The 25,971-nt window shown below is 73.3% G+C and carries 20 protein-coding genes; 7 read left to right on the forward strand and 13 right to left on the reverse strand.

Annotation, left to right across the window (positions count from 1 at the left end):
• Positions 1 to 111 precede the first annotated feature (111 nt).
• From BIV25_RS09560 to BIV25_RS09585, 6 genes are all read right to left on the reverse strand, one after another.
• Complete coding sequence (locus BIV25_RS09560) at positions 112 to 852, reverse strand: bifunctional 2-polyprenyl-6-hydroxyphenol methylase/3-demethylubiquinol 3-O-methyltransferase UbiG (RefSeq protein ID WP_071371770.1); 741 nt, start codon at positions 850 to 852, stop codon at positions 112 to 114.
• Complete coding sequence (locus BIV25_RS09565) at positions 849 to 2,282, reverse strand: hypothetical protein (protein WP_071371771.1); 1,434 nt, start codon at positions 2,280 to 2,282, stop codon at positions 849 to 851. The genes BIV25_RS09560 and BIV25_RS09565 overlap by 4 nt, the downstream gene beginning before the upstream one ends.
• Positions 2,270 to 6,532 (reverse strand): alpha-(1->3)-arabinofuranosyltransferase family protein, encoded by a 4,263-nt coding sequence (locus BIV25_RS09570; RefSeq protein ID WP_071371772.1) that lies wholly within the window; start codon positions 6,530 to 6,532, stop codon positions 2,270 to 2,272. The genes BIV25_RS09565 and BIV25_RS09570 overlap by 13 nt, the downstream gene beginning before the upstream one ends.
• Positions 6,529 to 7,275 (reverse strand): class I SAM-dependent methyltransferase, encoded by a 747-nt coding sequence (locus BIV25_RS09575; protein WP_071371773.1) that lies wholly within the window; start codon positions 7,273 to 7,275, stop codon positions 6,529 to 6,531. Before BIV25_RS09575 ends, BIV25_RS09570 begins: the two co-directional genes overlap by 4 nt.
• Positions 7,272 to 8,450 (reverse strand): glycosyltransferase family 4 protein, encoded by a 1,179-nt coding sequence (locus BIV25_RS09580; RefSeq protein ID WP_071371774.1) that lies wholly within the window; start codon positions 8,448 to 8,450, stop codon positions 7,272 to 7,274. The genes BIV25_RS09575 and BIV25_RS09580 overlap by 4 nt, the downstream gene beginning before the upstream one ends.
• Before the next feature lie 279 nt (positions 8,451 to 8,729).
• Positions 8,730 to 9,779, reverse strand: a complete 1,050-nt coding sequence (locus tag BIV25_RS09585) for a DUF3068 domain-containing protein (protein ID WP_071371775.1) — start codon at positions 9,777 to 9,779, stop codon at positions 8,730 to 8,732.
• 257 nt (positions 9,780 to 10,036) lie between these two features.
• Between BIV25_RS09585 and BIV25_RS50880 the strand changes: the two genes are divergently transcribed.
• The 4 genes from BIV25_RS50880 (at position 10,037) to BIV25_RS09600 (ending at position 13,190) form a co-directional block, all read left to right on the forward strand.
• Complete coding sequence (locus BIV25_RS50880; protein ID WP_177235212.1) at positions 10,037 to 10,189, forward strand: hypothetical protein; 153 nt, start codon at positions 10,037 to 10,039, stop codon at positions 10,187 to 10,189.
• 139 nt (positions 10,190 to 10,328) lie between these two features.
• Positions 10,329 to 11,924, forward strand: a complete 1,596-nt coding sequence (locus tag BIV25_RS09590) for a helix-turn-helix domain-containing protein (RefSeq protein WP_071371776.1) — start codon at positions 10,329 to 10,331, stop codon at positions 11,922 to 11,924.
• A 128-nt stretch (positions 11,925 to 12,052) separates the two neighbouring features.
• Positions 12,053 to 12,511, forward strand: a complete 459-nt coding sequence (locus tag BIV25_RS09595) for a cyclic nucleotide-binding domain-containing protein (protein ID WP_071371777.1) — start codon at positions 12,053 to 12,055, stop codon at positions 12,509 to 12,511.
• Between the two features lie 25 nt (positions 12,512 to 12,536).
• Positions 12,537 to 13,190: a CBS domain-containing protein gene (locus BIV25_RS09600; RefSeq protein ID WP_071371778.1), complete on the forward strand. Its 654-nt coding sequence runs from the start codon at positions 12,537 to 12,539 to the stop codon at positions 13,188 to 13,190.
• Here the strand turns inward: BIV25_RS09600 and BIV25_RS50295 are convergent.
• The 3 genes from BIV25_RS50295 to BIV25_RS09610 form a co-directional block, all read right to left on the reverse strand.
• Positions 13,168 to 13,584: a hypothetical protein gene (locus tag BIV25_RS50295; protein WP_177235213.1), complete on the reverse strand. Its 417-nt coding sequence runs from the start codon at positions 13,582 to 13,584 to the stop codon at positions 13,168 to 13,170. The genes BIV25_RS09600 and BIV25_RS50295 overlap by 23 nt on opposite strands.
• A 35-nt stretch (positions 13,585 to 13,619) precedes the next feature.
• Positions 13,620 to 14,321 carry a CBS domain-containing protein gene (locus tag BIV25_RS09605; protein WP_071371779.1) on the reverse strand — a complete coding sequence of 234 codons (702 nt, stop codon included), beginning with the start codon at positions 14,319 to 14,321 and terminating at the stop codon, positions 13,620 to 13,622.
• A 151-nt stretch (positions 14,322 to 14,472) separates the two neighbouring features.
• Positions 14,473 to 16,194: a GAF domain-containing protein gene (locus tag BIV25_RS09610; protein ID WP_071371780.1), complete on the reverse strand. Its 1,722-nt coding sequence runs from the start codon at positions 16,192 to 16,194 to the stop codon at positions 14,473 to 14,475.
• Between the two features lie 244 nt (positions 16,195 to 16,438).
• Between BIV25_RS09610 and ppdK the strand changes: the two genes are divergently transcribed.
• Together ppdK and BIV25_RS09620 are read left to right on the forward strand one after the other, a co-directional pair.
• Positions 16,439 to 19,120 carry a pyruvate, phosphate dikinase gene (gene ppdK / locus BIV25_RS09615; RefSeq protein ID WP_071371781.1) on the forward strand — a complete coding sequence of 894 codons (2,682 nt, stop codon included), beginning with the start codon at positions 16,439 to 16,441 and terminating at the stop codon, positions 19,118 to 19,120.
• Positions 19,117 to 19,605, forward strand: a complete 489-nt coding sequence (locus tag BIV25_RS09620; RefSeq protein WP_071371782.1) for a pyridoxamine 5'-phosphate oxidase family protein — start codon at positions 19,117 to 19,119, stop codon at positions 19,603 to 19,605. The genes ppdK and BIV25_RS09620 overlap by 4 nt, the downstream gene beginning before the upstream one ends.
• Before the next feature lie 39 nt (positions 19,606 to 19,644).
• Here BIV25_RS09620 and BIV25_RS09625 read toward each other — a convergent pair whose 3' ends face one another.
• A complete protein-coding gene (locus BIV25_RS09625) occupies positions 19,645 to 20,715 on the reverse strand; it encodes a zinc-dependent alcohol dehydrogenase family protein (RefSeq protein ID WP_071371783.1) in 1,071 nt (356 codons plus the stop codon).
• A gap of 232 nt (positions 20,716 to 20,947) precedes the next feature.
• Here BIV25_RS09625 and BIV25_RS09630 point away from each other — a divergent pair, with 232 nt between their 5' ends.
• Complete coding sequence (locus BIV25_RS09630; RefSeq protein ID WP_071371784.1) at positions 20,948 to 21,334, forward strand: STAS domain-containing protein; 387 nt, start codon at positions 20,948 to 20,950, stop codon at positions 21,332 to 21,334.
• Between the two features lie 315 nt (positions 21,335 to 21,649).
• Here the strand turns inward: BIV25_RS09630 and BIV25_RS09635 are convergent, their stop codons facing one another.
• Genes BIV25_RS09635 through BIV25_RS09645 form a run of 3 tightly spaced genes read right to left on the reverse strand, consistent with a single transcriptional unit; the run spans position 21,650 to position 25,919 of the window.
• Positions 21,650 to 24,049 (reverse strand): phosphoketolase, encoded by a 2,400-nt coding sequence (locus BIV25_RS09635; RefSeq protein WP_071371785.1) that lies wholly within the window; start codon positions 24,047 to 24,049, stop codon positions 21,650 to 21,652.
• A 47-nt stretch (positions 24,050 to 24,096) separates the two neighbouring features.
• Positions 24,097 to 24,948, reverse strand: coding sequence for a universal stress protein (locus BIV25_RS09640; RefSeq protein WP_071371786.1), 852 nt, complete (start codon positions 24,946 to 24,948; stop codon positions 24,097 to 24,099).
• A gap of 56 nt (positions 24,949 to 25,004) precedes the next feature.
• Positions 25,005 to 25,919, reverse strand: coding sequence for a universal stress protein (locus tag BIV25_RS09645; RefSeq protein WP_071371787.1), 915 nt, complete (start codon positions 25,917 to 25,919; stop codon positions 25,005 to 25,007).
• Positions 25,920 to 25,971 lie beyond the last annotated feature (52 nt).

Below are 25,971 nucleotides of genomic sequence, written 5' to 3' on the forward strand. Positions count from 1 at the left end.
CCGGTTCGCCTCCCCGCAGGGCCGGCAGCCCGCGCAGAGCCCGCTGCTCCAGGGCGAATCCGGTCGCGTACAGGACGTCGGCCAGCAACGCGGCCGCCACTGCCCGGACCATCACGGCATCCGGCGGGCGTGCACGAGGAGGATGGATGCCAGCGACGGCATCCGGCACAGCGCCCGGTCCAGCGGGCGCAGCGGGCGCGGGACCCCGTGGTAGGGAGCGCCGGCGACAGCGACCACCTCGAACCCGGACGCGGTCACGAGGCTCCGCAGGGCACGCAGGGTGCTGAGGCGGAGGTGGCCGACGACCTCGCGTCCCGGGCGGCCGTGGATGGCGCGCAGGCTGACCTCCGAGAAGACCGGCTGCACTCCGGCGAGGACCAGCGCCCGGTTGTACCAGGCGGCGAGGTTGGGGGTGGAGAGCATCAGGTGGCCGCCGGGGCGCAGGACCCGGTGGAGTTCGTCGAGCGCGCTGTCCGGGTCGACGAGGTGCTCGATGACCTCGCTGAACAGCACGGCGTCGGCGCTTCCCGTCGCGACGGGAAGACCGCTGCCGGACAGCTCTCCGCGTACGGCGGCACAGAGGCGGGGCGCGGCACGGCGCAACGCGTCCTGGGACCAGTCGATGCCGATGACGCGGTGCCCGGGCAGCGCCTGCGTCGCCGTCGCCGCGGCCGTGCCGTCGCCGCATCCGACGTCCAGGACGGTCGCGGGGGCCCGGTCAGGAGCCACCGGCCCCAGCGCACGAGCCAGGATCCGCGCCTGCCGCAGGCTGCGCTCGTGGCCGGAGGCGACGGGAACGGCGGGGTTCTCGTAGAAGTCCCGTAGGCCGGCGCGGCCTGTGGTCGCGGTCATGTGCGGCTCCGGTGAGGTGCGGGGTCCCGCCACGAGGTGAGGTCGAGGGACCGTGCGAAGAGTTCGTTCAGGCGGGCCGCCGCGGTGTCGTCGAACAGGGCCCGGGACCAACGCAGCGCCACGTGGAGGCGGTTGCCGGTGCTGGTGACGGTGAGGCTCGCTCCGGACGGCCGCCGGGCGGGCCCGGAGAACCACACCGCCCGGGACCGCCCGCCGTCCCCGAAGTCGAGGGGATACGCGACCCGGCCGAGGTTGCTGACCAGCAGGGTCGGCGCCTTCGACGCCCCCGCCCGGCGCACCGTGCGCGCGACCGCCCGCCGTACGCCGACGGGCAGCACGGGCAGCGTCAGCAGGGCCGCGCTCGGGCCGAGTGGTGAACCGGGCGGGGCGGTCTTGAGCGTCTGGGTGCGGTGCGCGGTCTGCCGGAGCAGCCGGGCGACCGCTTCGGGATCGGGGGTCGCGGCGGCCAGCAGCGTCCGGTCGGCGGCGTCCCGCGGACAGACCGGCACCCGCAGCAGCCGGGTGCCGTTGCCCATCGGCATCAGCGGGCCGTTCGTCCGGTCGTCGACCGGCATGTTGAGCCAGACAGGCCGGTCCGGGACGCCGTGCAGCCGGTTCCAGCGCGCCACCATGAGCGAAGCGGCCACCAGCAGTTGGTCGTTGACGGTGTACGGAGCCGTCCCGTCGTCGGGTGCGCGGGGCGGGCGAGCGGGGACCGGGAGTTCGGCGAGGAGCATCCCGTCGGCCGCGGCGTCCGCCGTCCCGTCAGGAGCCGGCCTGCCCGTCCCGGCGGCGGAGGTGTCCGGCGTGATGCGTGCGGGCCGCCCGCGCGGGGACGGCGGCAGTGCTCCGGGCTTCCCCGGCCGTGGGCGGGGACGGGCCGGAGCGGCCCCGGGACCGTCCGTCACCCCGCCGTACACCTCGGCGGTCGTGGCCAGCAGCCGCAGCCCCGTCGGTGCGTCGAGAGCGGTGTGGTGCAGGGTCAGGACCAGCACGCTCCCGCCGGCGTCCGGGCCCGGCTCGACGACTTCCAGCCGCAGCGGCGGGGACACCGACAGGGGCGGGCAGTCGGCGAGGGCCCGCTTCCTTGCCAGGGCGAGGGCATCCGGGCCCGGCGGCGGGAAGTGAACGGGGTCCACGTCCGGGTCCGGGGTCACCTCCCACGCGTAGCGCCGCCGGTACCAGCGCCCGGCGGCCTCCCGCCGCAGGACGCCGGGGTGGCGCCGCAGCGCCTCGGCGAACGCGTGCCGCAGCAGACCGGGCTCCAGCCGGCCGGAGAGGTGCACCTCGATGTGCACGGTCTCCGGTTCCGCGTCCCTGAGCCAGTGCCGGGACACCTCGTCCACGGTGCCGAACGGCAGGCGCGGCGCGGCCGCGGTCGTGGCGCCGGCCCGGTTGCCGGGCACACGGGGTCCGATCAGTGCGGCCATGCCGGACCGTCCTCTCGCCCGGCCCGCTGGCCGGGGATCGCTCCTGCGACGCTGCCACTGGACGGTGGGTCCATGGACGGGGTCGCCACGGTGGCGCTCGCGTCCTCGTCCGCGGGCGGTTCCTCATGGACGCGGTGACGGCCGCGGACAGGGCCCAGCCCGTCCGCGGTGACCAGTGCGGCCGACAGCGCGGTCAGGGCCAGTGCCTGGCCCACGCTGCCGAACGCTCCCCCGCCGAGACCGACCGGCTCACCGGCAGCCGCGGCCGCCACGACACCGGCCAGGGCCATCGCGGTCACGGCGATCGGCGTCAGCAGCCGCGGCCGCCGTCTGGCGACGAGGGCCAGGCCGATGACGACCAGCGCCATCGGGCCGGCGACGGCGGCGACGACGGCCGTCAGCACCACTGTTCCGAGTACCTGTCCCGGCGGCGGAGGCAGCGTCGGCACCGGGGCCGTGGCCACCGTGTCCGGTGCGGGCGTCGTACGCCGCCGTCGGACGAAGGCCAGCCCGGCCACCGCCAGGGCGCCCACGGCACCGCCGATGAGTCCGGCGTGGTAGACGCGGGCCGGTGTGTACACCAGGTGGACGGTGCCGCCCTGGCCGGCCGGGACCAGCCAGCCCTGCTGCCAGCCGTCGATCCGCAGCGGCGTCAGCTTCCTGCCGTTCAGCGTGGCATTCCATCCCGCGTTGACGTTCTCGTACGTCTGGAGGTACGACGCCTGGCCCGCGCCGACGGAGACCGTGCGGTCGTCGGCGGCCCACGTGCGGACCTTGGCGCTGCGGGATCCGCCGGTCGGCGCGGCGGTGGGTGAGCCGTGCCGCAGCGTGACATCCGTGACCGCCAGCGCGCCTCGGTCGTCCGCGTCCACCGTGTGGGTCCCGGAGCCTAGACCGACCGTCGCGCCCGGGCACAGTTGGACGGGGATCCCCCGACGGCTCGTCAGGTCGCTGACGCGGCCGGAGATCCTGGTGGCGTGCGACGTCCCGTCGATGACGAGCGACGGACCCTGACCGCACGGCAGGGAGAACCGCTCCGCCGGGCCGGGCTGTGGCGTCCGGTAGCCCGCCAGGGCCGGTACGTAGATCTCGCTGAGGCCCACGGGAAGCTGGAGCCTGGCGTCGGCGACCGGGTTGTAGACGGTCGTCCTCGCGGTCTTCGTGAAGGTGATGTCGAGCCGGTCCGTGCTGATCGAGTCGAACCGGGCCAGTCCGTTGTCGTCGACGACGGCGGTCGTGGACCCGTAGGGCGTGCTGATCCGGACCTCGGTGGGCCGCGCGGACAGCCCGCCCGCCGCACCGAACACGATCTCGTCGATCGGTTTCCTGCCCTGCCAGCTCATGTGCACCACGGGCCGGTCGCCCGCGATCCAGGCGGTGGTGAGGTCGCCGTCCGCCAGGTTGCGGGGGCTCAGGTCCGCGCTCAGCCGGCTCGTGGAGTCCGCGGTGACGGTGATCGGCTTGCGCGGTGCCGGCGCGATCCGGTCGAGGAGCCGGTCCAGTTCCGGGCCCGGAACGGCGCTCGCACGCGCGGAGACGTCGTACGAGCCGCTGTCCGGCGTCCCGAACCGCCGGTGCAGTCCCGACTCGGCCGGGGCGAGACCGCCGGGAGAGGTGTCGCGGTGCAGTGCGTACACCCGGGCCGCGGCCTGCGTGCCCGCGGCGTCCGTGGGCAGTGCCAGCACCCGGGTGACCCGTACGCCGGGCACCGACACCTCGGCGAATCCGGCGCCGGTCAGTCCCGGCCGGTTCTGCTCCGTCCTCAGAATGGTGATCTTCAGCCACTTCGCGGTGCCCGCGGGAGCGGCGACGGTCTGCCGCGTGCCGTTCGGCTGCAACGCGCTGTCGGCCCGCCCCCGGTCGGTCTCGACGCGGATCTCGGTCGGTACGGCCCGCATGCCGTCGCCGGCCAGCGGAGTCACCGAGATCGACGACGGGACGCGTGTCGGACCGTCGAAGGCGATGCGCAGCCACTGGCCCACGGGCGTCCCCGCGCTGCCCTCCGCCCATGCCGTGCCGGGGTCGCCGTCGAAGGCGTTGACGGGGTCGTACTGCGGGAGCTGGAAGAGCCAGTTGCCGCTGCTGGACGCGGTCACCTCGCGGGCGCCGCGCAGTACGGCCGTGGTCTGGTGGGCGACGCCCTCGCTCGGCAGGATCTGCTTGGGTTCCTGGCCGGGATCCTGCGCGCTGTCGACCGGGTTCCGCTCGTCGGCGGTGTAGGTGTACGAGGTGTTCGCGCCGACGAGTCCGAACCGGGTGTCGGCACGCCGCAGCCCGTCCGCGACATCCTGCTCGGACGGTGTGGCGAGTCCGGGGTGGGCGTCACCGGTGAGGACGGTGGGGCGGTTCTTCAACGTCGGGTCCTCGGCGGACAGTTGGAGGAGCGCCTCGGGGCCGCCGCTGACCTGGGCAGTGCCGGAGACCGGCCGCAGTGCCACCTGTCCGGGCCGCGCGGTGTCGCCCGCCGGTTCGTAGATCTCCACGGCCCGCTGCCGGGGGAAGATGCCCTGCACCTGGACGGGGGTGCCCTCCGGGATACGGCCGGCGGTCATGAGCGGTCCGAACGCGGCGGCCTTGCGGTAGCCGGACGACTCCAGGGTGCGCTCGACGACAGGCGGCGGGACGTACCCGATCTGGTCGGGATCCAGGTCGTTGCGTACGACGACGGCGTACAGGCCGGCCCTGGTCAGGAAGTCCTGCAGCCCCGGCACCTCGGCACCGGTCTGCAGCACCTGCTGCACCGCGTCCGTCGTGCGGCGCGAGCCCGGGGTGCCGAACGGTACGAAGTCCCTTTGCGCCCAAGGGGATCTGGCCAGCACGTCCAGGGGCTCGTCGATCGGCGAGCCCCAGGTGTAGGTGCCGTGGTCGGTGGCCGGGACGAGCAGGGCGCGGTCCTTCGGGGTGTGCCGTGCCAGCCAGTCCGCCGTCTGGCTCCAGTAAGCGGGCAGCCGGGTGAAGGCCCCCGGCTGGAGGCTGGTTCCGTTGAGGTACGGCAGGGCCAGTCCCGGCAGGACCACCAGCACCGCGAGCGCGGGGGCCAGGCGGCGGGGCCGGGGGGTCCGCGCCGCGAGCCACGTGGTCGCGACGGACACCAGGTGCGCGAGCCCCAGTGCGAGCGCGAGGGCGAGTCCCGGCTGGAACTTGTAGACGTTGCGGAACGGGCTGAGGGGCCCGTCCAGCCACTCCTGCACGGTGCGGTGGAACGGGCCGCCCAGCGAGCCTCCGTACCCGGGCAGTGCGACGAGGACCGCGAGCAGCGCGGTGAGCACCAGCCAGCGGCGCTCGGGCAGATCACGCCGGGCCAGTCCGCCCAGGCCCAGCGCCGCCGCGAACGCGGAGCAGAGCACGGCGACACCCGCGGTGGCGACGGTCCATCCCGCGGGCAGCCATGCCTGACCGAAGTGCAGGTAGGCGACCCAGTTGCCGGCGCCGCGCAGGAACTCGGTGGCCGACATCGTCGCGGTGGTGGTGTCCGCCTGCTCGATGTACGGCAGGAAGTTCGCCCCGTAGGCCCGCAGCAGGAACAGGGGGACCACCCACCACAGGGTGGCCAGCGTCACGCACCCGCTCCACCACGCGATCAGCGACCACTTGCGTCGCCGCTGCTCGTTCCCGGGCCGGCTGACCAGGTACAGGCCCACCGGCAGCAGCGAGGCCAGGGTGGAGACGGCGTTGACGCCGCCCATGAACGGAACGAGCAGCGCTGAGCGGGCCGCCGTGATGCGGACGCTGCGGGCCGGTGACGTCAACGGCAGCAGGACCCACGGCAGCACGGCGCCCGGCAGGGCGGCGGCGGAGGTGGAGCCGACGACGATGGTGAAGGTGGGCCACAGGGCGTAGGCGACCGCGCCGAGGAAGCGGGACGGTGCGGTGCCGACGGCCAGTCGTTCGGCCAGCCGCAGCGCTCCCCAGAACGCGGTGGAGACGATGATCGACAGCCACAGCCGTTCGGCCAGCCACACGGGCACGTGCGCGGCGTGCATCAGCGCGTAGTAGGGCAGCGAGGGGAAGGCGTAGCCGACGTACTGGTCGGTGATGCCGCCGAAGCCGGCCTGGGCGTGCCACAGGTGGCCGAGGTCGCCGAGGAACTTCATCGGGTCGAGGGCCACTTCGAGCTTGGTCTCGAAGGTCGTCTTCCCCGGTGACGGGGCCAGGAAGGCGAGGAAGACGACCGCCCAGAAGCCGAGAAGGGTGCGGCGGCGCCGGGGGCCGCCGGGTCGGGTCCGGGCCTGGGCCGTCAGGTCGTTCATGAGCACCGCCGGAGGATGAGGAGGAGGTTCCAGGTGACGACCTCGCGCAGCCCAGGGACGCGGGTGACGGCGGAGGCGAGGAAGGGCCAGTAGCGTGAGCGCGCGGAGACGACGGTCACGTCGCTTCGGCCGCGTACCTGCCGGAGGGTGGGCCCGATGTGGTGGGCGAAGAGGTTCTCGCCGAGCGTGTGCTTCGCCGGACGTCCGGTACGCCGGCGGTAGCGCTCGCGCGCCCGGCGCGCGCCCAGGTAGTGCCAGGGAGCCGTCTCGTGTCCGCCCCACGGGGAGAGCCAGTTGGTGAAGGACACGTAGATCAGTCCGCCGGGCCGGGTCACCCGGACCAGCTCGCTGAGGAAGGTCTGCGGATCGGCCACGTGCTCCAGGACGTTGGAGGAGAAGCAGACGTCCGCGACACCGTCGGCGAGCGGCAGCAGATAGCCGTCGGCGAGCACGGCTCCCCCGAAGGCCCTGCCTCGGGAGGACAGTTCGGCGAGGTCGGGTTCGAAGAGGTAGGCGTGGGCACCCCGGCGCCGGAACTCCTCGGTGAAGTGCCCGCTGCCGCCGCCGACGTCGGCCACCAGCCGGCCGGCGAGCGGCGTGTACTTCTCCAACTGGTCGGCGGAGTCACGGGCGAGGAGCGCGTAGCAGTGCCGGGGGTCGGTCCGCTCGCGCAGGAACGCCCGGAAGAGGGCGAGGGATCGGCGCAGCGAGGGGTCCTTGAGGTGGAGGGCGGTACCGGTCATGCGCGGCCCCCGCCGTGTCGCGCGAACGCCTCGGCGGCCGCGGCCCGGAACTGGGTCACCGTGTTGCGCCAGGTGAAGTCGGCGGCGCGGCGTGCTGCCGCCCGGCCCATCAGGTCCCGTTTCGCGTCGCTGAGCGCGAGGGTGCACCAGGCCGAGACGAAGGCGCTCTCCCCGCGCGCCAGCACGCCGGTCTCCCCGTCCTGGACCGAGTCACGCAGCCCGGGTATGTCGAAGCCGACAGCGGGCGTGCCGCGGACCGCGGCCTCCATGACGACCAGCCCCCAGCCCTCGATGGCCGAGGGATGGAGCAACAGCCAGGATCGGCACAGCAGTTGGTGCTTCTCCTCGTCCGGCACCCGTCCGGTGAAGACCACGCCGGGCCCGGCCCGGCCCTCCAGTCGTCGCCGCTCGGGGCCGTCGCCGACGATCATCAGTGTGCCGCCCGTGACCGGACGGACGCGTTCCCAGAGCCTGAGCAGCAGCTCGACGCGCTTGTACTCGACGAGTCGCCCCATGGCGAGGAAGAGCGGCTCGCGGTCCTTGGGGAGCAGGGGGCCCGGTTCCTCGACCCCGTTGTGGACCAGTCTGATGCGTTCTTCGGGGACGCCGATGCGGGTGAGCGCGGCGGCGGTCGACCCGGAGACGGCGATCACCAGATTTCCGCGGTGCGCACCGGCGAGCGCCCACTGTTCGAGCCGCCGCCCCAGCGCCGCGCCGGGTGCGGGATAGCGCATCCCCCACAGATCGGTGTGGACGTGGTTGACCAGACAGAGCGTGGGACCCGGGTGCCACAGGGGCGCGAGGTACGGCATCCCGTTGCACACCTCCACGAGCAGGTCCGTCTCCCCGATCCGGCGGCTGAACGTGCGCCGTGCGCGCAGGAAGTGCGCGGCGTCCCCGCCGGCGGACACGACGCGGTAGGCGCGGTCCTCGGCGGCCGGACCGCCGCAGACCAGCGAGACCTCGTGCCCGGCCGCGGCGAGCCCCCCGGCGATGCGGTCGACGAGGAGTTCGCTGCCGCCGGCCGCGTCGTTGCCGAGGTCGCGGCGGGCCAGAAAGGTGATGCTCCGCGGGGCGTGAGCAGGGTCCTGGCGCCGGAGGGCGGAAGGCGCGGTGACGTCGGTCGCGGTCCGGGGGCGGGGAGGGGTTGCCAGGACAGGCGCGTGCTGGGACATGGGGGGCTCCGACTCATGGCAGTCGCACGGGGGCGGGTCGTGCGTACGGGGACGTCCGCCGTGTCCGGCGGGCATGAGGCACGCGATCGGGGTACGCGTGGGAGGTGTCCGCGCGATCGGGGCGCGGTGCGGTGCGGTGCGTTCCGCGCTTTCGAGGCGCGTAGCGGGGTGGGTCGGCGCGATCGGGGCGCGCGGTGGGGCGGGACGGCGCGATCGGGCGCGCCGTGCGGTGGTGCCATCGCGTTCGGGGTACGCCTGGCGCCGTGGGTTTCGGACACGTTAAGCGCCAGGACCGCTCACGTCGATGACGAATTCCGCATCATGGACACCTTCACCCGAATTGTTACCTCCAGGTAGCAAAGGGGTGCCGGACGGATCGCCGTGCGGCTTGCGCCTCCCTCGCACCAGCAGCATCACCAGCCCCATCACGGCGAGCGGTCCCCCCACACCGGCCGCCGCCAAGGGCAGGGTCTGTCCGACGAGCCGGAGCTTGCCGGCGTCGGCCACGGCCCGGTCCACCACCGCCTTGCGGGTGGCGTCGGTCATGGCCAGTGCGTCGCTCTGGAGCAGGGTGACCGCGTCCTGCCGGCCGCCGAGGCGGCGCAGCGTCACGTTCGGGGCGATGCTCGCGTCGACGATCTCGCCGGTGCGCTGGTCCACGACGAGAGCGATCCGGGGGTCGGCGTACCACTCCTCGGCGAACACCTGCCCCTGTCGCGGGAGTCCGACCAGGATCCCGGGCACCTGGCGCGAGCCGATGCGGGTCGGCCGGACCGAACCGGTGAATCGGTAGCCCTCGTGCCCGAGCACCCTCTGCGTACCCGTGTAGCGCAGTGGCACGGAGCCGCCGAGGGTGCTGTCCCACCAGCGGTACGTCTGCTTGCGCACGTCGAAGGGGAACTTCAGGAACGCGTCCGCGTCGAAGGACGGGGTCTCGCCGCAGCAGTGCACGGGCATGTTGGTGCGGCGGTCACTGACCCAGCGTTCCACGCTCCACTGCAGTGATCTGCGCGGATCCTTCAGCGGGAGGGTCTTCGGGGTGTCGATGGTGGTGGACACGTCCCACACGGCCGCGTCGTGGCTCGCTCCGGCGCGCACATCGCCCAGGACCCGGCGGGTGAGGGTGATGGTCCGGTCATGTGTGGTGGAGCCCACATCCGTGTCGAAGTAACTCCCCCGTCCGGTCATGACCGAGGTCACGTCGATGTCCGTCGGGGTGAGCCGCACACGTGGCCCGACGTACCAGGCCAGCAGCGACGCGAGAGCGAGAAGGAAGACACCGCTGCCCACGAGGGCGAGGGCGAACGGCGAGGGGATACGGCGGAGCATGGCGACTCCCGGCGGACGGAGGGACCGGACTGCTGCCTGTCGTGGCGGGAGAGAGCAGGTCCGGGGTGAGGACGATCACCCGACGGCCGGCGCGGGGCAGGGTGTGCGCGTCAGGCCGGGACACGTGGTGCGTCTGAGCCAGGGAACGTAAGCGGAGTCTTGACGCGTGTCAATGCTCTTCCCATACTCATCGGTAACCGGTCGGGGCCGGTATTCGTCCGTTGCCGTCACTCGCAGTCGAAAGAGGCAACAGCCCCATGACCCTGCTCGTAAAAACCCTCGTGACCTGCACTCTCGCGGTCGCTCTCGCCATTGCGGCGTCTGTCGGAATCGTCGAGGCGCTCACCGTCACCCCTCAACAGCCCAACGATCCTCTCGTCTCGTTCCAGGACGGAACACCGACGCCGTAGGGGGCCGGAAGGGCGTCGCCCGGCGTGACGTGAAACGGCCCCTCCTGTGCAGGAACGCACGGCGAGCCCGTTGTTCACCCCCGTCAGCACCCGGCTACTCTCTGGCCTGACCGACTCGGATGTCTCTCGGGGGAGTGACATGCACGGTGATGATCCGCGTACGGACGCGGCGACGGCCGAACGGACCCGACGGGCCGAAGACGTCCTGACCATGCAGCGCACCGCCCGAAAAGGTGGCACCGCTCCGCTGCTCCGCTGGCTGACCGCCCGTACCGGGGCCGCCGTCTTCCTGATGAACCGCTCGGGCGTCGTGACGTCCCCGCTCCGGTTCCCCCTCGGCAGGGCGGAGCGCGATCTCGTGCGGCACGGGGCACGGGAGATCGCCGCGCGGGGCCTGAAGTCCGTGGCCATCGACGAGGAAGACCTCTCGTGCTTCGTCCTTCCCCTCGACGGCTTGCCGGGCGTCCACGCACCGCTCCTCGCCGCCGTGCTGCGCCGGCCGACGCCACCCGGTGTGGGGCTCCTGCTCGCGGACGCCGCGTCCTGCCTGAGCCTGTGCTGGCAGTCGGAACACACCCAGAGGCAACAGCGGTCACTGCGGCTCGCCGATGCCCGGACGCGCGAAGCCGTGCTGCATCTGCTGATGAACGGCCACGTGAGCGCCGCACGCCAAGTCGCCGAAGCGCTGCGCCCCGCGCTGCCCGACATGCTGCGGCTGTACCTCGTCGAGGGACCGCCCGCGATACGCGGCACGGTGGCTGACACGTTGGTCGGCGTGGTCGACGACGCGTGGATCGTGCCGTGCCCCGTGTACGCCGATCACCTGGCGGTGCTCGTGCCCGCCGGCCCCGAGGCGCGCCCCGGCATGCCCGCCGAGCCGGCCTGGCCCCGCTCCGTGACGGACGCCTGCTGGATCGGAGCGAGCGGCCCCGTGCCGTTACGCAACACCGCCACCGGCTACGCCCAGGCCTTCCACGCTCTGGCCGCGGCACGCCAACGCGCCGAACGACACGCCTCGTTCGCGGCCGACCCCGACCTGGCGCTCACCATCGGGCCGCCCGCGGCGGCCTGGGCCGCGGTCTTCCTCGCGCCGTTGCGCACCCATTGCGCACGGCGCCCCCAGGACCCGGACAGCGGTGAACTACTGGCCACCGTGGCCTCCTGGCTCAACTTCTCCTCCCATGCGACGGCCCACCTGAAGATCCACCGCAACACCCTGACGGCGCGTCTCGGCCACGTCCGGCGACTGCTGGGCCTCGATCTGAACCGCCTCTCCGACCAGGCCGCACTGGCTCTCGCACTCCGCGCGACCGCCGCCGGCATCCCGCCCGGCCCGGAGCCGCACACGCCGGACACCAGGGGGACGGCTCCCTCCTTGGAGGAACTCCTCGCGCTTCCCGACGTCGTGGCGTGGGCACGAGGCCGGCTCCGCCCGTTGCAGATGCCCGGCGTCCCGGCCTGCATCGAGCAGACACTCACCACCTGGCTGGAGCTCGACGCACGTATCGGCCCCACGGCCGCCGCCCTGTCCCTCTCGACGTCCGCCGTACGCAAACGCCTTGCCCGGAGCGAAGCACTGCTCCGTCGCTCCCTGCTGCGGCCCCCGAGCGCCGTCCACGACCTGTGGCTCGCGCAGCGGGCCCTCGACCTGGCCGAGCGGCGCGGGGCCGGGCGCACGGGCGGCGCCGGAGGCCCGGCCCTCGTTCCCCCCGAACCCTCACACGCCGCACCGTGAAACGTCCTTGATGCGGTGGAGTCGCGTGGCATGGGCCGAAGGGCCCCGGGCAGGGTCCTGGCGGCCCGTGGTGGCGGGCACCGAAGGCGCCCAGGCTGGAGGTATCCGCCACGAAGGGAGCCGGTGCGATGACCTCCGCGACGACCATGAACTCAGCTCTTGAACCCGTGTACCGCGAGCGGCTGATGCACCTCGCCCGCGAGATGTCCTTCGAGGCCGGGACCCGGCTGTTCGAGGAGGGCCGGCGTGCCGACCGCTTCTGGATCGTGCGCACCGGCACCGTCGCCCTCGATCTGCACGTGCCCGGCCGCCGTGCTGCCGTGATCGAGACCCTCGGACACGGCGAACTCGTCGGCTGGTCCTGGCACTTCCCGCCGTGCCTCTGGCACCTCGGCGCCGAGGCGACGAGCCCGGTGCGGGCCTGGGAGTTCGATGCCGAAGCGGTACGGACGCTGTGCGCCGAGGACGCCGCGTTCGGCCGCGCGATCGCGGTCTGGGTCGGACAGGTGGTCGCCCAGCGCCTGCACGCCTCCCGGATCCGTCTGCTCGATCTCTACGCCCCCTACGGCAGCGGAGTGCCGGCGTGACCCCCGGCCCTTCGAGGAGGAGACCATGGACACCACCCCGCACCGGGTCAGTGACGTGATGACCCGGGCCGTCGTCGCCGTGGGCCGCGAGGCCCGGTTCAAGGACGTGGTCGAGCGTATGGAGCAGTGGCAGGTCAGCGCGCTTCCGGTGCTGGAGGGCGACGGACGGGTGATCGGGGTCGTGTCCGAGGCCGATCTGCTGCCGAAGGAGGAGTTCCGGGGCAGCGACCCGGACCGGTTCACCCAGCGCGGCCGGCTGGCCGACCTGGCCAAGGCCGGCGCGGTGGCCGCCGAGGACGTGATGAGCGCGCCGGCCGTCACCGTGCACGCCGACGCCACGCTCGCCGAGGCGGCGCGCATCATGGCGCTGCGGCACGTCAAGCGGCTGCCCGTGGTGAACGCCGAAGGCCTGCTCGAAGGCGTGGTGAGCAGGGCGGATCTACTGAAGGTGTTCCTGCGCCCGGACAACGACCTCGCCGACGAGATCAGGCGTGACATCGTCGACGTGCTGTTCCCGGCGCCGGTCGAGCCCGTGCACATCACGGTCGTCGACGGTGTCGCCACACTGACCGGCCGGGTCCGGGACGCCACGGACATTCCGCTCGCCGTCCGGCTGGTGCGCGGCGTCGAGGGCCTCGTGGCCGTGGACTGCCGGCTCACCGCGGCCGGGGAGGCGTGACCCCGCCGTGCAGCCGCTGCCCCCGCTCAGGTTCCCCCACCGCGGTCCGATCCGCTTCCGCTCCTCGTCCCACCCAGCCCGTGCCCCAGTCCCCGGCGCCGACGGACACCCCGACGAGCGCGCCCGTCATGCCCGCCTCCAGCGTCGCCGCAGCACCGGGTGACCGGTGCGGACACCAAACCTTGGCCCGGCAGATGTGCGCCGAGCCGTCCGCATCGTCCACCGGACAGTGGCCCACACCCTGCGTCGTCGTAACCGCCCGAGCCGACCGGGGTCCGCGCCGGGTGGCGACCACGATCCGGCCTTCGCCGACATCGCCGTGCCGCCGCAGCGCGTTGCGGTGCCGGCGCCGCAGCCGCACCGGGGAGACGGCCGTGGGAGGTATCCCTGCCATCGTCGCCGCCTCCTGCCGTGTGCGGCGGCTCCACCTCACGCCGTGCGGGCCCGGCCGGTGCCATGGAGACCGGGATCGAGATCCGGATGCCGGGGCGGGCCGGTCAGTGCGCACCGGACGTCGACCACGCCCGGCACGGTCCGCGCGAGCCGGGCGACCAGCGGGATCAGGGCGCTCTCCCGGACCCGCCCGGAGAGCGAGACGACGCCGTCGCACACCTCGACCCGGACCGTGTCCGCGCGCGGACCGAAGAGCCGTACGACGACGTCGCGCCGCACCTCCTCGGCGATGTCGGCGTCCTCGCGCAGGAAGACCTTCAGCAGGTCGGAGCGGCTGACGACGCCCTTCAGGGCGCCGTCGAGGCCGACGACCGGAAGCCGTTTGACGCCGGTGCGGGCCATGAGGCGCGCGGCGTGGGCAAGAGGGGCGTCGGCGCGCACGGTGACGGCAGGGGCGGTCATCAGCTGGCCCGCGGTCACCGCGTCCGCCTTGTACGCGTCCGGCGGCAGCCCCGGTTGCCCGCAGCGTCCGACGACGTCGTCGCTGTACTCCTCCTTGGGCAGCAGATCGGCCTCGGAGACGACACCCACCACCACTCCGCTGTCGTCCAGGACCGGGAGGGCGCTGACCCGCCACTCGTGCATGGCCTGCACGATGTCCTTGAAGAGGGCACCGGTGCGCAGGGCGACGACCCGGTGGGCCATCACGTCGTTCACGACGGTCGGAGTGCCGTTCATGGCGTCCTCCAAGGGCTCGGCTGCCGTCCCGGGACGCCTTCAAGGCTGCGGCACCCGGACCGTGCGCGTCATGGGCCGAGTGGGCCCGAACCGCCGCCCCCGTCGGCCGCATCCGCCCAGCCGTGCCCCGCACTCCGTGGCGCAGCGCCGCCTAGCGCACGGGCGGGAGCGGAACGTGCCACTCCAGCACGGTTCCGCCGCTCGCGGGACCACTGATCTCCAGCAGCCCGCCGAGCTGTTCCGCCCGCTCGGCCATGTTGCGCAGCCCGCTGCGCCGGCCGCCGGCCGCGATGCCCACGCCGTTGTCCGAGACCTTCAGGCGCACCTCGCGGCCGTCGGTCGTGAGCGCCACGTCGGCCCGGCCGGCGTGCGCGTGCCGGGCGATGTTGGTCAGCGCCTCCGAGAGCACGGCCACCACATGGTCGGCGAACTCGCGCGGCACCTCGGTGTCGAGCAGACCCTCCATGCGCAGGCTGGGCGCGAAGCCCAGTACCTGCGCGGCCTCTCCGGCCACCTGGACGGCCCGGGCCCGCAGGCCCTCGGCCGCGGTGGTCTCGCGGGCCCGCAAGCCGAAGATCGCCGACCTGATGATCTTGATCGTCTCGTCCAGGTCGTCCACGGCCCGCAGCACCCGCTCGGAAGCCTCGGGGTGCTCGATGAAGCGGCCCGCGCTCTGGAGGGTCATGCCGGTGGCGAACAGCCGCTGGATGGCCACGTCATGGAGATCGCGGGCGATCCGGTCGCGGTCCTGGAGGACGGCGATCTGCTGGGCGTCCTGCCGGCGTTCGGCCAGTTCCATCGCGATCGCGGCCTGCGCGGCGAAGCCCCGCAGCATCTCCGTCTCCTTGCCCGAGTAGACCGGCCGGCCGGTCTCACGGCACAGCAGCACCACGCCTCGCGCGCCGTCGTCGCCGGTGCCGATGGGGATGGCCACGGCGGGGCCGAGCCCCTGAAAGCGCGGGGGTTCGGGCGAGACCCGCTTGTCGCGGGTGATGTCGTCGCTGGTCACCGGTGCGGCGGCGGAGTACGCCAGACCCATCAGGGTCCGGTCCAACGGCAGCACGAGTCCCCGGTGCGCCTCCGCGTCCACGCCGACGGCGATCTCCACGTTGAGCAGCCCGCTGCCCGCCAGCGGCATGGCGACCGCGGCGAGGGCGGAGCCGGAGATCTCCCGGGCCCGTTCCGCGATCAGGTTCAGCGCCACGGCGCGATCGCTGCCGGACATCAGGCTGTGGGTGATGTCCGCGTTCGCCCTCAGCCAGCGTTCGCGCAGCCGCGAGTCCTCGTACAGGCGGGCGTTGTCGATGGCGACGCCGGCGGCGAACGCCAGCGTGGACAGGACCGACTCGTCCTCCTCGTCGAACTCCACCCCGCCGCGCTTCTCGGTCAGATACAGGTTGCCGAAGACCTGGTCACGCACCCGGATCGGAACGCCCAGGAAGCTGTTCATCGGCGGGTGGTGGGCCGGAAAACCGTAGGAGGCGGGGTGCTGGGAGATCTTTTCGAGGCGCAGGGGTTCGGGGTGACGGATCAGCTCGCCGAGGATGCCGTGGCCCTCGGGGAAGGGGCCGATCTCGGCGATCTGCGCATCGCTGACCCCGATGGTATGGAACGCCGACAGGGTCCTGCCGTCCGGCCCGATGACGCCGAGGGCCGCGTACTCGGCGTCCACCAGGGTCGCGGCGGCCTCGACGATGGAACGCAGGGCCTGTTCCAGGTTCAGGTCGCGGCCGACGGCGAGTACCGCTCCGAGCAGGCTGTGGACACGGTCCCGGGTGCCGCGGACAGCGTCGATCCGGGACTGCAGCTCGTCCAGCAGCTCGTCGAGCTTCAGCTGCGGCAGCAGATCGCGGGGCCTGTCGGGAGATCCCACCGTGCTCCTCCCGGTCCCTCGGTTCACGGACCCGGCACCGACGGGTCGTGTCCACCGTATCCCGCCCCGGCGCGGGAGGGCACACCCGGTCGCGGCAACCGGACAGCCCACCGAAGTGCCCGGCCCGCCCGCTCCGGCCGTGGGCCGAACGGCCCGGTCGGCGGGACGGTGGGCACCTCCCCCGCCGCCTGGTCCGGACCGACGCTGGAGTGGTACGCAGACCGTACGGCCGAGGAGCTGCGCCATGGTGCGTTACGTGTACGACTTCCGGGACGGGGACCGGGCCATGGCCGACCTGCTCGGCGGCAAGGGCGCGAACCTGGCCGAGATGACCCGGCTGGGGCTGCCGGTGCCGCCGGGGTTCACCGTCACCACCGAGGCCTGCCGCGCGTTTCTGGCCACCGGTACGGAACCGGACGGCATGGCGGAGGAGGTGTCCCGGCACCTGTCGGCGCTGGAGGAGGCCACCGGTCGGCTGCTGGGGCAGGCCGACGATCCGTTGCTGGTCTCCGTGCGTTCCGGTGCGCGCTTCTCCATGCCCGGCATGATGGAGACGGTCCTCGACATCGGTCTGACCGACGCCTCCGTGCCCGGCCTGGCCAAGGTGTCCGGAGACGAGCGCTTCGCCTGGGACTGCTACCGCCGGCTCGTCCAGATGTTCGGCAGCACGGTGCTGGGCGTGGACCCGGCCCTGTTCGACCAGGCCATGTCTGTGTTCAGGAAGACTCGGGAGACTCCCGACGGCCTCCGAGCGGACGCCTCCGGCCTCGCCCGGCTGGTGGAGACGTACAAGCAGCTCGTCCGCGACGCGACGGGCCGTGACTTCCCGCAGTCCCCCGCCGAGCAGCTGCGGCTGGCGGTCCTCGCGGTGTTCCGCTCCTGGAACGCCGAGCGCGCCCGCCTGTACCGGCGACGCGAGCACATCCCGGACGGCCTCGGCACGGCCGTCACCGTGCAGCGCATGGTGTTCGGCAACCTCGGAGCCGACTCCGGCAGCGGCGTCGCCTTCACCCGCGACCCGGCCACCGGACAGCCCGGCCTGTACGGCGACTATCTGCCGAACGCGCAGGGCGAGGACGTCGTCGCGGGGATCCGCGACACCGTGCCCCTCGCCGAGCTGGAGCGGCTGGACCCGCGCTCCTACCGGCAGTTGCGCGACCACGCACAGACGCTGGAACGGCACTACCGCGACCTGTGCGACATCGAGTTCACCATCGAGCGCGGCACCCTGTGGATGCTGCAGACCCGGGTCGGCGAGCGCACCGCCGAGGCCGCTTTCGCGATCGCCGCGGAACTGGTCGGTGAGGGGCTCGTCACCCCCGACGAGGGACTGCTCCGGGTGGACGGGGACCAGCTCGGCCGCCTGATGTTCCCCCGTTTCGACACCCGCGCAGCCGGCCCGGAGATCGCCCACGGGGTACCGGCCTCGCCCGGCGCGGCGGCGGGTGCGGCCGTCTTCGACTCCGCGACGGCGGTACGGCGCGCCGCCGACGGTGAGCAGGTGGTGCTGGTGCGCGCGGAGACCACCCCCGACGACCTGCCCGGCATGGTCGCCGCACGGGCGGTGCTGACCGGCCGGGGCGGCAAGACCAGTCACGCGGCCGTCGTCGCCCGTGGCATGGGCCGTGTCTGTGTGTGCGGCGCGCAGGACATCACCGTCGACGGCGAGGCCCGGCGTTTCACCGCCCGTGCCGGCACGGTCGTCGGGGAGGGCGCCGTCGTCTCGGTGGACGGCTCCACCGGTGCCGTGTACGCGGGGGCGGTGCCGCTCGTCGCCTCCGCCACGATGCGGTATCTGGAGTGCGGCGAGCAGGCGGGCTGTCTGGTCGCCGCAGTCGCCCGGGCCCTGGAACACGCCGACGCGGTACGCCGGTTGGAGGTGCGGGCCAATGCCGACACCGCCGAGGACGCGGCGCGGGCCCGGCGGTTCGGGGCGCAGGGCATCGGACTGTGCCGTACCGAGCACATGTTCCTCGGCGAGCGCCGCACGCTGGTCGAGGAGGTGATCCTCGCGCGGACCGAGGGGGACCGGGACCGGGCGCTGGCGGTTCTTCTCCCGCTCCAGCGGCAGGACTTCACGGACATCCTCCGGGCGATGGACGGCCTGCCCGTCACCGTCCGGCTCCTTGATCCGCCGCTGCACGAGTTCCTGCCCGAGCGCACCGGACTCGCCGTCCGCGTCGCCGCCGCCGAGGCCGCGGGCGGCCGGCCCGACCCGCACGACGTGGAGTTGCTCGCCGCGGTGAACCGGATGCACGAGGACAATCCGATGCTCGGCCTGCGCGGCGTACGGCTCGGGCTCGTGGTTCCCGGGCTCGTGGCGATGCAGGTGCGAGCGGTGGCCGAGGCGGTGGCCGGGCGGGTGCGCGAGGGAGGCTCGCCCCGGGCGGAGATCATGGTTCCCCTCGTCGGTTCGGTCGAGGAACTCCGGCTCGCCCGTGCGGAGGTGACGCGGGTGCTGGCCGAGGTCGGCGAGGAGACCGGCGTGCCTCTCCACTGCCCCGTCGGCACGATGATCGAGCTGCCCCGGGCCGCGCTCACGGCGGGCCGGATCGCCGAGGAGGCGGAGTTCTTCTCCTTCGGCACCAACGATCTCACCCAGACCACCTGGGGCTTCTCCCGCGACGACGTCGAGGCCGCCTTCTTCTCCGCCTACCTCGACAAGGGCGTGTTCGCCGCCTCGCCGTTCGAGACGCTCGACCGCGAGGGTGTGGGCCGGCTGGTCCGGATCGCTGTCGAGGAGGGCCGTGCGGTCCGTCCGCGGTTGCAGACCGGTGTGTGCGGCGAGCACGGCGGCGACCCGGAGTCCGTCCACTTCTTCCACCGCGTCGGTCTGGACTACGTCTCCTGCTCGCCGTTCCGGGTCCCGGTGGCCCGTCTGGAGGCGGGCCGGGCCGCGCTCGGCCGGAGCGGAGACCGGCCATGATCCGAGGCACCGAGCCCGTACGCCGCCGTATCGACCTCGACCGGGTCGAGGCGCTGCGGCTGCTGGGCAGTGTGCCCCTGGGCAGGATCGTCTTCACCCGACAGGCCCTGCCGACGATCCACCCGGTCAGCCACGTCCTCGACGACGGCGACATCGTCATCCGCACCCACGAGGGCGCGGCACTCACCGCGCACGCCCGGCACGACGAGGGCGAAGGCGTCGTCGTCGCCTACGAGGCCGACGCCATCGACCCCGTCACCCGCCTGGGCTGGAGCGTGGTGGTCACGGGGTACGCCCGCCTCGTCACGGCCCCGGGTGAAGTGGCCCGCATCCGCGCCCTGTTGGACCCCTGGGCGCCGCATCCCGGCATGGACCACGCGGTGCGCATCCGTCCCGAACTGGTCACGGGCGTGCTGCTCACCGACGCCGGTCGGCATCGCCACCGCCCCCGCCGTTCCCGGCTGTCGTCCGGCGATCACTCCTGACGCCGTGATGGCCGGGCGGCAGGTCGTGGGCACCTCCGGTCAGGCCGTGGGAAGCGCCACTTGTGCGTGCTGCTCCTCGCCGAGCACCACCTTCAGCGCGCCGGTCTCCGCGGCGTTGGCGAAGACGTCGTACGCCTCTTCCATCTGCGCGAGCGGGAAGGCGTGGGTGACCAGGTGCCCGGTGGGCAGGCGGCCGGCGGCGGTCATCCGCAGCAGGGTCGGGGTGGAGCAGGTGTCCACCAGGCCCGTCGTGATGGTCACGTCCTTGATCCACAGGTCTTCCAGGTGCAGCGTGGCCGGCCTGCCGTGCACGCCGATGTTGGCGACACGCCCGCCCGGGCGGACCATGCGGGTGCACAGCTCGAAGCTGTCGGGGACGCCGACGGCCTCCATGACGACGTCGGCGCCGAGCCCGTCGGTCAGGTCGGCGACCAGCTGGGCGGGGGCTTCCCGGACGTCCGCGACGGCGTCGGCACCGATTCGGTGGGCCGCCTCCAGCCGGGCCGGGGCCAGGTCCACGGCGATGATCCGCTCGGGCGAGAACAGCCGGGCCGTGACGATCGCGGCGAGCCCGATGGGACCCGCGCCGACGACGACCACGGTGTCCCCCGGACGCACCTGTCCGTTGAGCACGCCCACCTCGTACGAGGTGGGGAAGACGTCCGCGAGCAGGACGGCGTCCGCGCTGCGGACGGCACCGGGCAGCGCGTGCACCGACAGGTCGGCGTGGGGAACGCGGACGTACTCGGCCTGGGTGCCGTCGATCAGATGGCCGAGGATCCAGCCTCCGCCGTCCCGGCACTGGCCGTAGCGCTGCTCCCGGCAGAAGCGGCACCGGCCGCACGAGGTGATGCAGGACATCAGCACCCGGTCCCCCGGCCGGACGGTGCGCACATCGCCGCCGACCTCGACGATCTCCCCCACCGCCTCATGGCCGAGCACGGTTCCCGCAGGCACCTCGGGCACGTCGCCCTTGAGGATGTGCAGATCCGTCCCGCAGATCGTCACGACGCCGACCTGCACGATCGCGTCGGTCGGCTCCTTGATGCCGGGGTCCGGGACGTCCTGCCAGGAGGCCTGTCCGGGACCGTGGAAGACGAAGCCCTTCATGGCGTTCCTCACCCTCTTCGGTCGGTCCGTCGCGAGTCCGGCACTTTCAGCTTCGTCGGTGCGCGGGACGTTCCGCTTGGGCCGTCCGGCCCTCACACCGGGCCGCGCGGTGCGCGCGGGCGCCCACGGCCCGCACCGGTGGCGGACGAGTGGCACGGGTGTCCCGGACGGACCGGCGACCAGGGCCGGACGGCCCTACCGGCAGGTCCGGCCTACCCGGTTCCATCTCCCCATGGCCGAGAAGCACACGGGGCACGCGACCGGCGAGCCCATGGAACCGCTGTCGGCCGTGGCCCGCCACGGAAGCTGCGGGGCGACGGTCGTGACCCTGCGGGGCGAGATCGACGTGCTGACGGCGCCCGCTCTCTCGGAACGGCTCGACACGGTCACCCGCGCATCCCACCTCGACCTGGTGCTGGACCTGCGTCCGGTCGCGTTCATCGACTGCGCCGGGCTCGGCGTCCTGTGCCGCGCGCGCAACCGGGTGCTCGCCCGGCAGGGCCGGCTGCGGCTGGTCGCGGGCGACGCGGCCTTCCTGCGCGTCCTGCACGTCACGGGGCTGCGGGACGTCTTCGACGTAGACCCCGAGCTTCCCCGGCCCGCGGGAGGTGCCCGGTGAACGCCGGGAACCCGCCACGCCGTCGCGAGGACGTCGTGGAGGCCTGGGATCGTCGTGGTGACCGTGGTGACCGGCGGCGCCGTGTCCGCCCGGTCGGCGGACGGCCCGGCCCGGGCGACGTGTGCCGAACGGCACCGGACGCCACCGCGCACATCGCACGGACGACGGTCCCCGCCGGTCTCGCGCCCGGTCCCGTGTGCTGGTCGGGCAGGCCCACCAGGGTCCGCCTGACTCCCGCGAGGCCGACGAGGCGCGTCCGGGGCACCGTCGAGGCCGGCTCCTTCGGCGCCACGGGTCCGGTCGACACGGCCACGCTCAGCTCTGCCAGCTCCACTCCGCGACCTCGGGCAGGTCGGTCCCGTGGGCGCGGATCCAGGCGTGGTGGCGGGTGCGGGCGTCGGCCATGGCCTGGCGTACGGACGCCGCCTGCACGGCGAGGCCCGGGACCCGGTCGATGACGTCCATGACGAGCCGGTAGCGGTCGAGGTCGTTGCGCACGACCATGTCGAACGGAGTGGTCGTCGTGCCGGACTCCTTGTAGCCGCGCACGTGCAGGTTCTCGTGCCCCGTGCGGCGGTACGCCAGGCGGTGGATGAGCCACGGGTAGCCGTGGTAGGCGAAGATGACCGGCTTGTCGGTGGTGAACAGGCCGTCGTACTCGAACTCGGTCATGCCGTGCGGGTGTTCCTCGTGCGGCATGAGCCGGGTCATGTCGACGACGTTCACCACGCGCACCGCGAGGCGGGGCAGGTGCCGGCGCAGGAGCTGTGCGGCGGCCAGCACCTCCTGGGTGGGTACGTCCCCGGCGCAGGCCAGGACGACGTCCGGTGCGCCGCCGTTCTCGGTGCCGGCCCACTCCCAGATGCCGGCACCGCGCGCGCAGTGCTCACGCGCCTGGTCCATGGAGAGCCAGTCGAAGCACGGCTGTTTGCCCGCCACGATCACGTTGACGTAGTCGCGGCTGTGCAGGACGTGGTCGGCGACGGACAGCAGGGTGTTGGCGTCCGGCGGCAGGTAGACGCGGACGACGTCGGGGCTCTTGTTCAGGACGTGGTCGACGAAGCCGGGGTCCTGGTGGGAGAAGCCGTTGTGGTCCTGGCGCCACACGTGCGACGTCAGCAGGTAGTTGAGGGAGGCGATCGGGGCGCGCCAGGACAGCTCGCGCGAGGTCTTCAGCCACTTGATGTGCTGGTTGACCATCGAGTCGACGATGTGCACGAACGCCTCGTAGCAGGAGAACAGTCCGTGCCGGCCGGTGAGCAGGTAGCCCTCCAGCCAGCCCTGGCAGAGGTGTTCGGAGAGGATCTCCAGCACCCGGCCGTGCCGGTCCAGGTGTTCGTCGACCGGGAGCACGCACGCCTGCCAGGCCTTTCCGCTGGCGTCGAAGACGGCCTGGAGCCGGTTGGAGGCGGTCTCGTCCGGGCCGAAGAGCCGGAAGTCCCGGCGCGACCGCGTGTCGTTCATGACCTGTTCGAGGAGGGTGCCGAGGACCCGGGTGGGTTCGTGCAGGGTCGAGCCGGTCTTGTCGACGGGTACGGCGATGTCGTCGAGGGGCGGGATGGGCAGCTCGCGGAGGAGGAGGCCGCCGTTGGCGTGCGGGGTGGCGCCGAGTCGCCTCGGTCCGCCGGGGACGCAGGCCAGGACGTCGGGGACGGGCCGTCCGTCGGCATCGAACAGCTCCTCGGGCCGGTACGAGCGCAGCCACTGTTCCAACTGCCGCAGATGCGCCGGGTTCTCACGGACGGCGGGCAGCGGGACCTGGTGGGCGCGCCAGGTTCCCTCGACGGGTTCGCCGTCGACCTCGGCGGGGCCGGTCCAGCCCTTCGGTGTGCGCAGCACGATGACCGGCCAGCGCACCCGCTCGCCGGCCCCGTCCTCCCGCGCGGCGCGCTGCGCCGCGGCGATGCGGTCCAGCGCCTCGTCGAACGCCGCGGCCAGGGCTCGGTGCACGGCGGCGGGGTCGTCACCGGTGACGTGGAGGGGTTCGTGGCCGTATCCGCGCAACAGCGCGTCCAGATCCTCCTCCGGGATCCGGGACAGGACGGTCGGGTTGGCGATCTTGTAGCCGTTGAGGTGCAGGATCGGCAGCACGGCACCGTCGTGGACGGGGTCGAGGAACTTGTCGGAGTGCCAGGACGCGGCCAGCGGCCCGGTCTCGGCCTCGCCGTCGCCGATCACACAGGCGACAAGCAGACCGGGGTTGTCGAAGGCAGCGCCGTAGGCGTGCGCGAGGGAGTAGCCGAGTTCGCCGCCCTCGTGGATCGAGCCCGGGGTCTCGGGCGCCACATGGCTCGGGACGCCGCCGGGGAACGAGAACTGCCGGAACAGCCGCTCCAGGCCGGCCGCGTCCCGCGACACGTCCGGGTAGGTCTCGCTGTAGCTGCCCTCCAGCCACGAGCCCGCGAGGACGGCGGGCCCCCCGTGGCCCGGGCCCCACACGCACAGGGCGTCGAGCCCGCGCGCCGTGATGACGCGGTTGAGGTGGGTGTACACGAGGTTCAGGCCGGGCGAGGTGCCCCAGTGTCCGAGCAGCCTCGGCTTGATGTGCTCGGGCCGCAGCGGCTCGCGCAGGAGCGGGTTGGCCATGAGGTAGATCTGGCCCGCCGCGAGGTAGTTGGCGGCGCGCCAGTGCGCGTCCAGGGTGCGCAGTTCGTCGTCGGTGAGAGCGGTGCGTCCGGTGGGGGCGGTGCCGTGCTGGTGAGCGGCCTGGGGCATGGGAACCTCGGATCCTTCGTCCGTTGTCGGCCATTTTGCAGGTTTGATCAGGAAAGTTCGGGTACGACGGCCACCGGGCACGCCGCGTGGTGCAGGACGCCGTGGGCGACGCGGCCGAGCTGGAGCCCGTGACCGGGCCGGTGCCGGGCGCCGACGACGAGCAGATCGGCCTCGCGGGACACCGCGATCAGGGCGTCGCGGGCGTACCCCTCGACGGTGCGGCGGTCCACGTCGACACCGGCCGGTGCGCACCGCAGGACCTCCTCCAGGATCTCGGCGGCCTGCCGCTCGTGGACGTCCGCCGGTTCCCCGGTCGCGTGCACGGGCCGGCGCCATGCCCGTACGACCCGGAGCGGCACTCCTCGCAGCTGCGCCTCCTCGGCGGCGAACCGCGCGGCGGCGGACTCCGCCGGCTTCTCACCGGCGCCGAGGACGACACGGCCCCGGATCCCGGCGCGGGCCTGGTTGTCGTGGCAGCCGCGCAGCACGACGACCGGGCAGTGGGCGTGTCCGGCGACCGTCACGCTCACGGAGCCGAGCAGCGCCTCGGCGAGCTCGCCGCGGCCACGGCATCCCAGCACCAGCAACAGGGCGGCACGGCTCTCCCGGATCAGCGCGTAGTCCGGCTCCTCGGGCAGCACCTCCGTCGTCACCTCGATGTCCGGCTGTCTGTGGCGGGCGCGGCGCGAGGCGACCGCCGCGATGTCCTCGATCAGCACGCGCTCGGGCGGCTCGTCCGGATCGGGGGCGAGCAGTCCGCCCTCGTAGCGTTCCCACAGGGACGCGTGCACGAGCCGGAGCGCCGCCCCGCGCAGGGCTGCCTCGTCGGCCGCCCAGTCCACGGCCCGCAGGCTCGGCTCCGAGCCGTCCACGCCGACGACGATCGGAAGGTCCGTCATGGTTCTCCTCTCCGCTCTTCTCTTCTCGTACGTCTTCTCTGCTCGTCCGCTCGGGCTCAGCCGTGCGGGACCACGGCGACAGGCGCCACGACGTGGTGCAGGACGGCATGGGTGACATGGCCGATGTGGGCCCCGAGGGAGCCGGTGCGGACGCGCCGGCCGACCACGGCCAGGGAGGCGTCGCCGGCCGCGGTGACGAGGACCTGCGCGGCGCTGCCGCACCGGCTCGCCTCGATGACGTCGACGTTCGGGAACTTGTGCCGCCAGGGACGCACCGCCTCGGTCAGGGCGGCCGCCTGACCGCGGGAGAGCGTTCCGGAGAGTTCCGCGTCGCCGTAGAAGCGGTAGAAGGCGGTGGGCGGCTCGGGCCAGCCGTGCACGATCCGCAGGGGGGCGTCGCGGCGTGCGGCGGCGTCGAAGGCGAACTCCAGGAGCGTCTCGTCCACGTCACCGGTGTCGAGACCGACGACGACGGGCCGGAAGGGGGTCGCGGCCGACGGGATTCCCACGGGGTCCGCCGCGTGTTCGTCGGCGGCCTGCTCTCCGGCCCGCACGAGCACCACCGGGCGAACGGCGTGGGCGATGACGGACAGGCTGACCGCACCCGTCATGAACCCGCCGATCCCGCCGAGGCCACGTGAGCCCAGCGCCAGCAATTCGGCGGCGTCCGCCGCCTCGGCCAGCATCTGGGAGGGCTCGCCGTGGACCTGCTCGGTGATCACCTCAAGGCCGGGGTGGCGCAGTCGCAGGCCCTCCGCGGCCTCGAACGGAATCCTCTCCGCCCAGTCCTGACCGGTCTCGGCGCCGAGCAGCGGCGCCTGCGCCACGGTCAGGGGCGCGGGCTCGAAAACCTCGAAGACATGGAGGATCTTCAGCGGCAGATCGCGCAGCCGCGCCTCGCGGGCCGCCCATTCGGCGGCGGCGCGGCTTTCCGGCGAGCCGTCGAGACCTGCCGTGACGGTTCGGGTCATGGCCTCCACCTCCCGGGACGAGGTTTCCGATACCAGCGTGGTGACACGGCCG

Origin of the sequence: Streptomyces sp. MUSC 14 (genome assembly GCF_001866675.1) — a bacterium.
Lineage (GTDB): Bacteria > Actinomycetota > Actinomycetes > Streptomycetales > Streptomycetaceae > Streptomyces.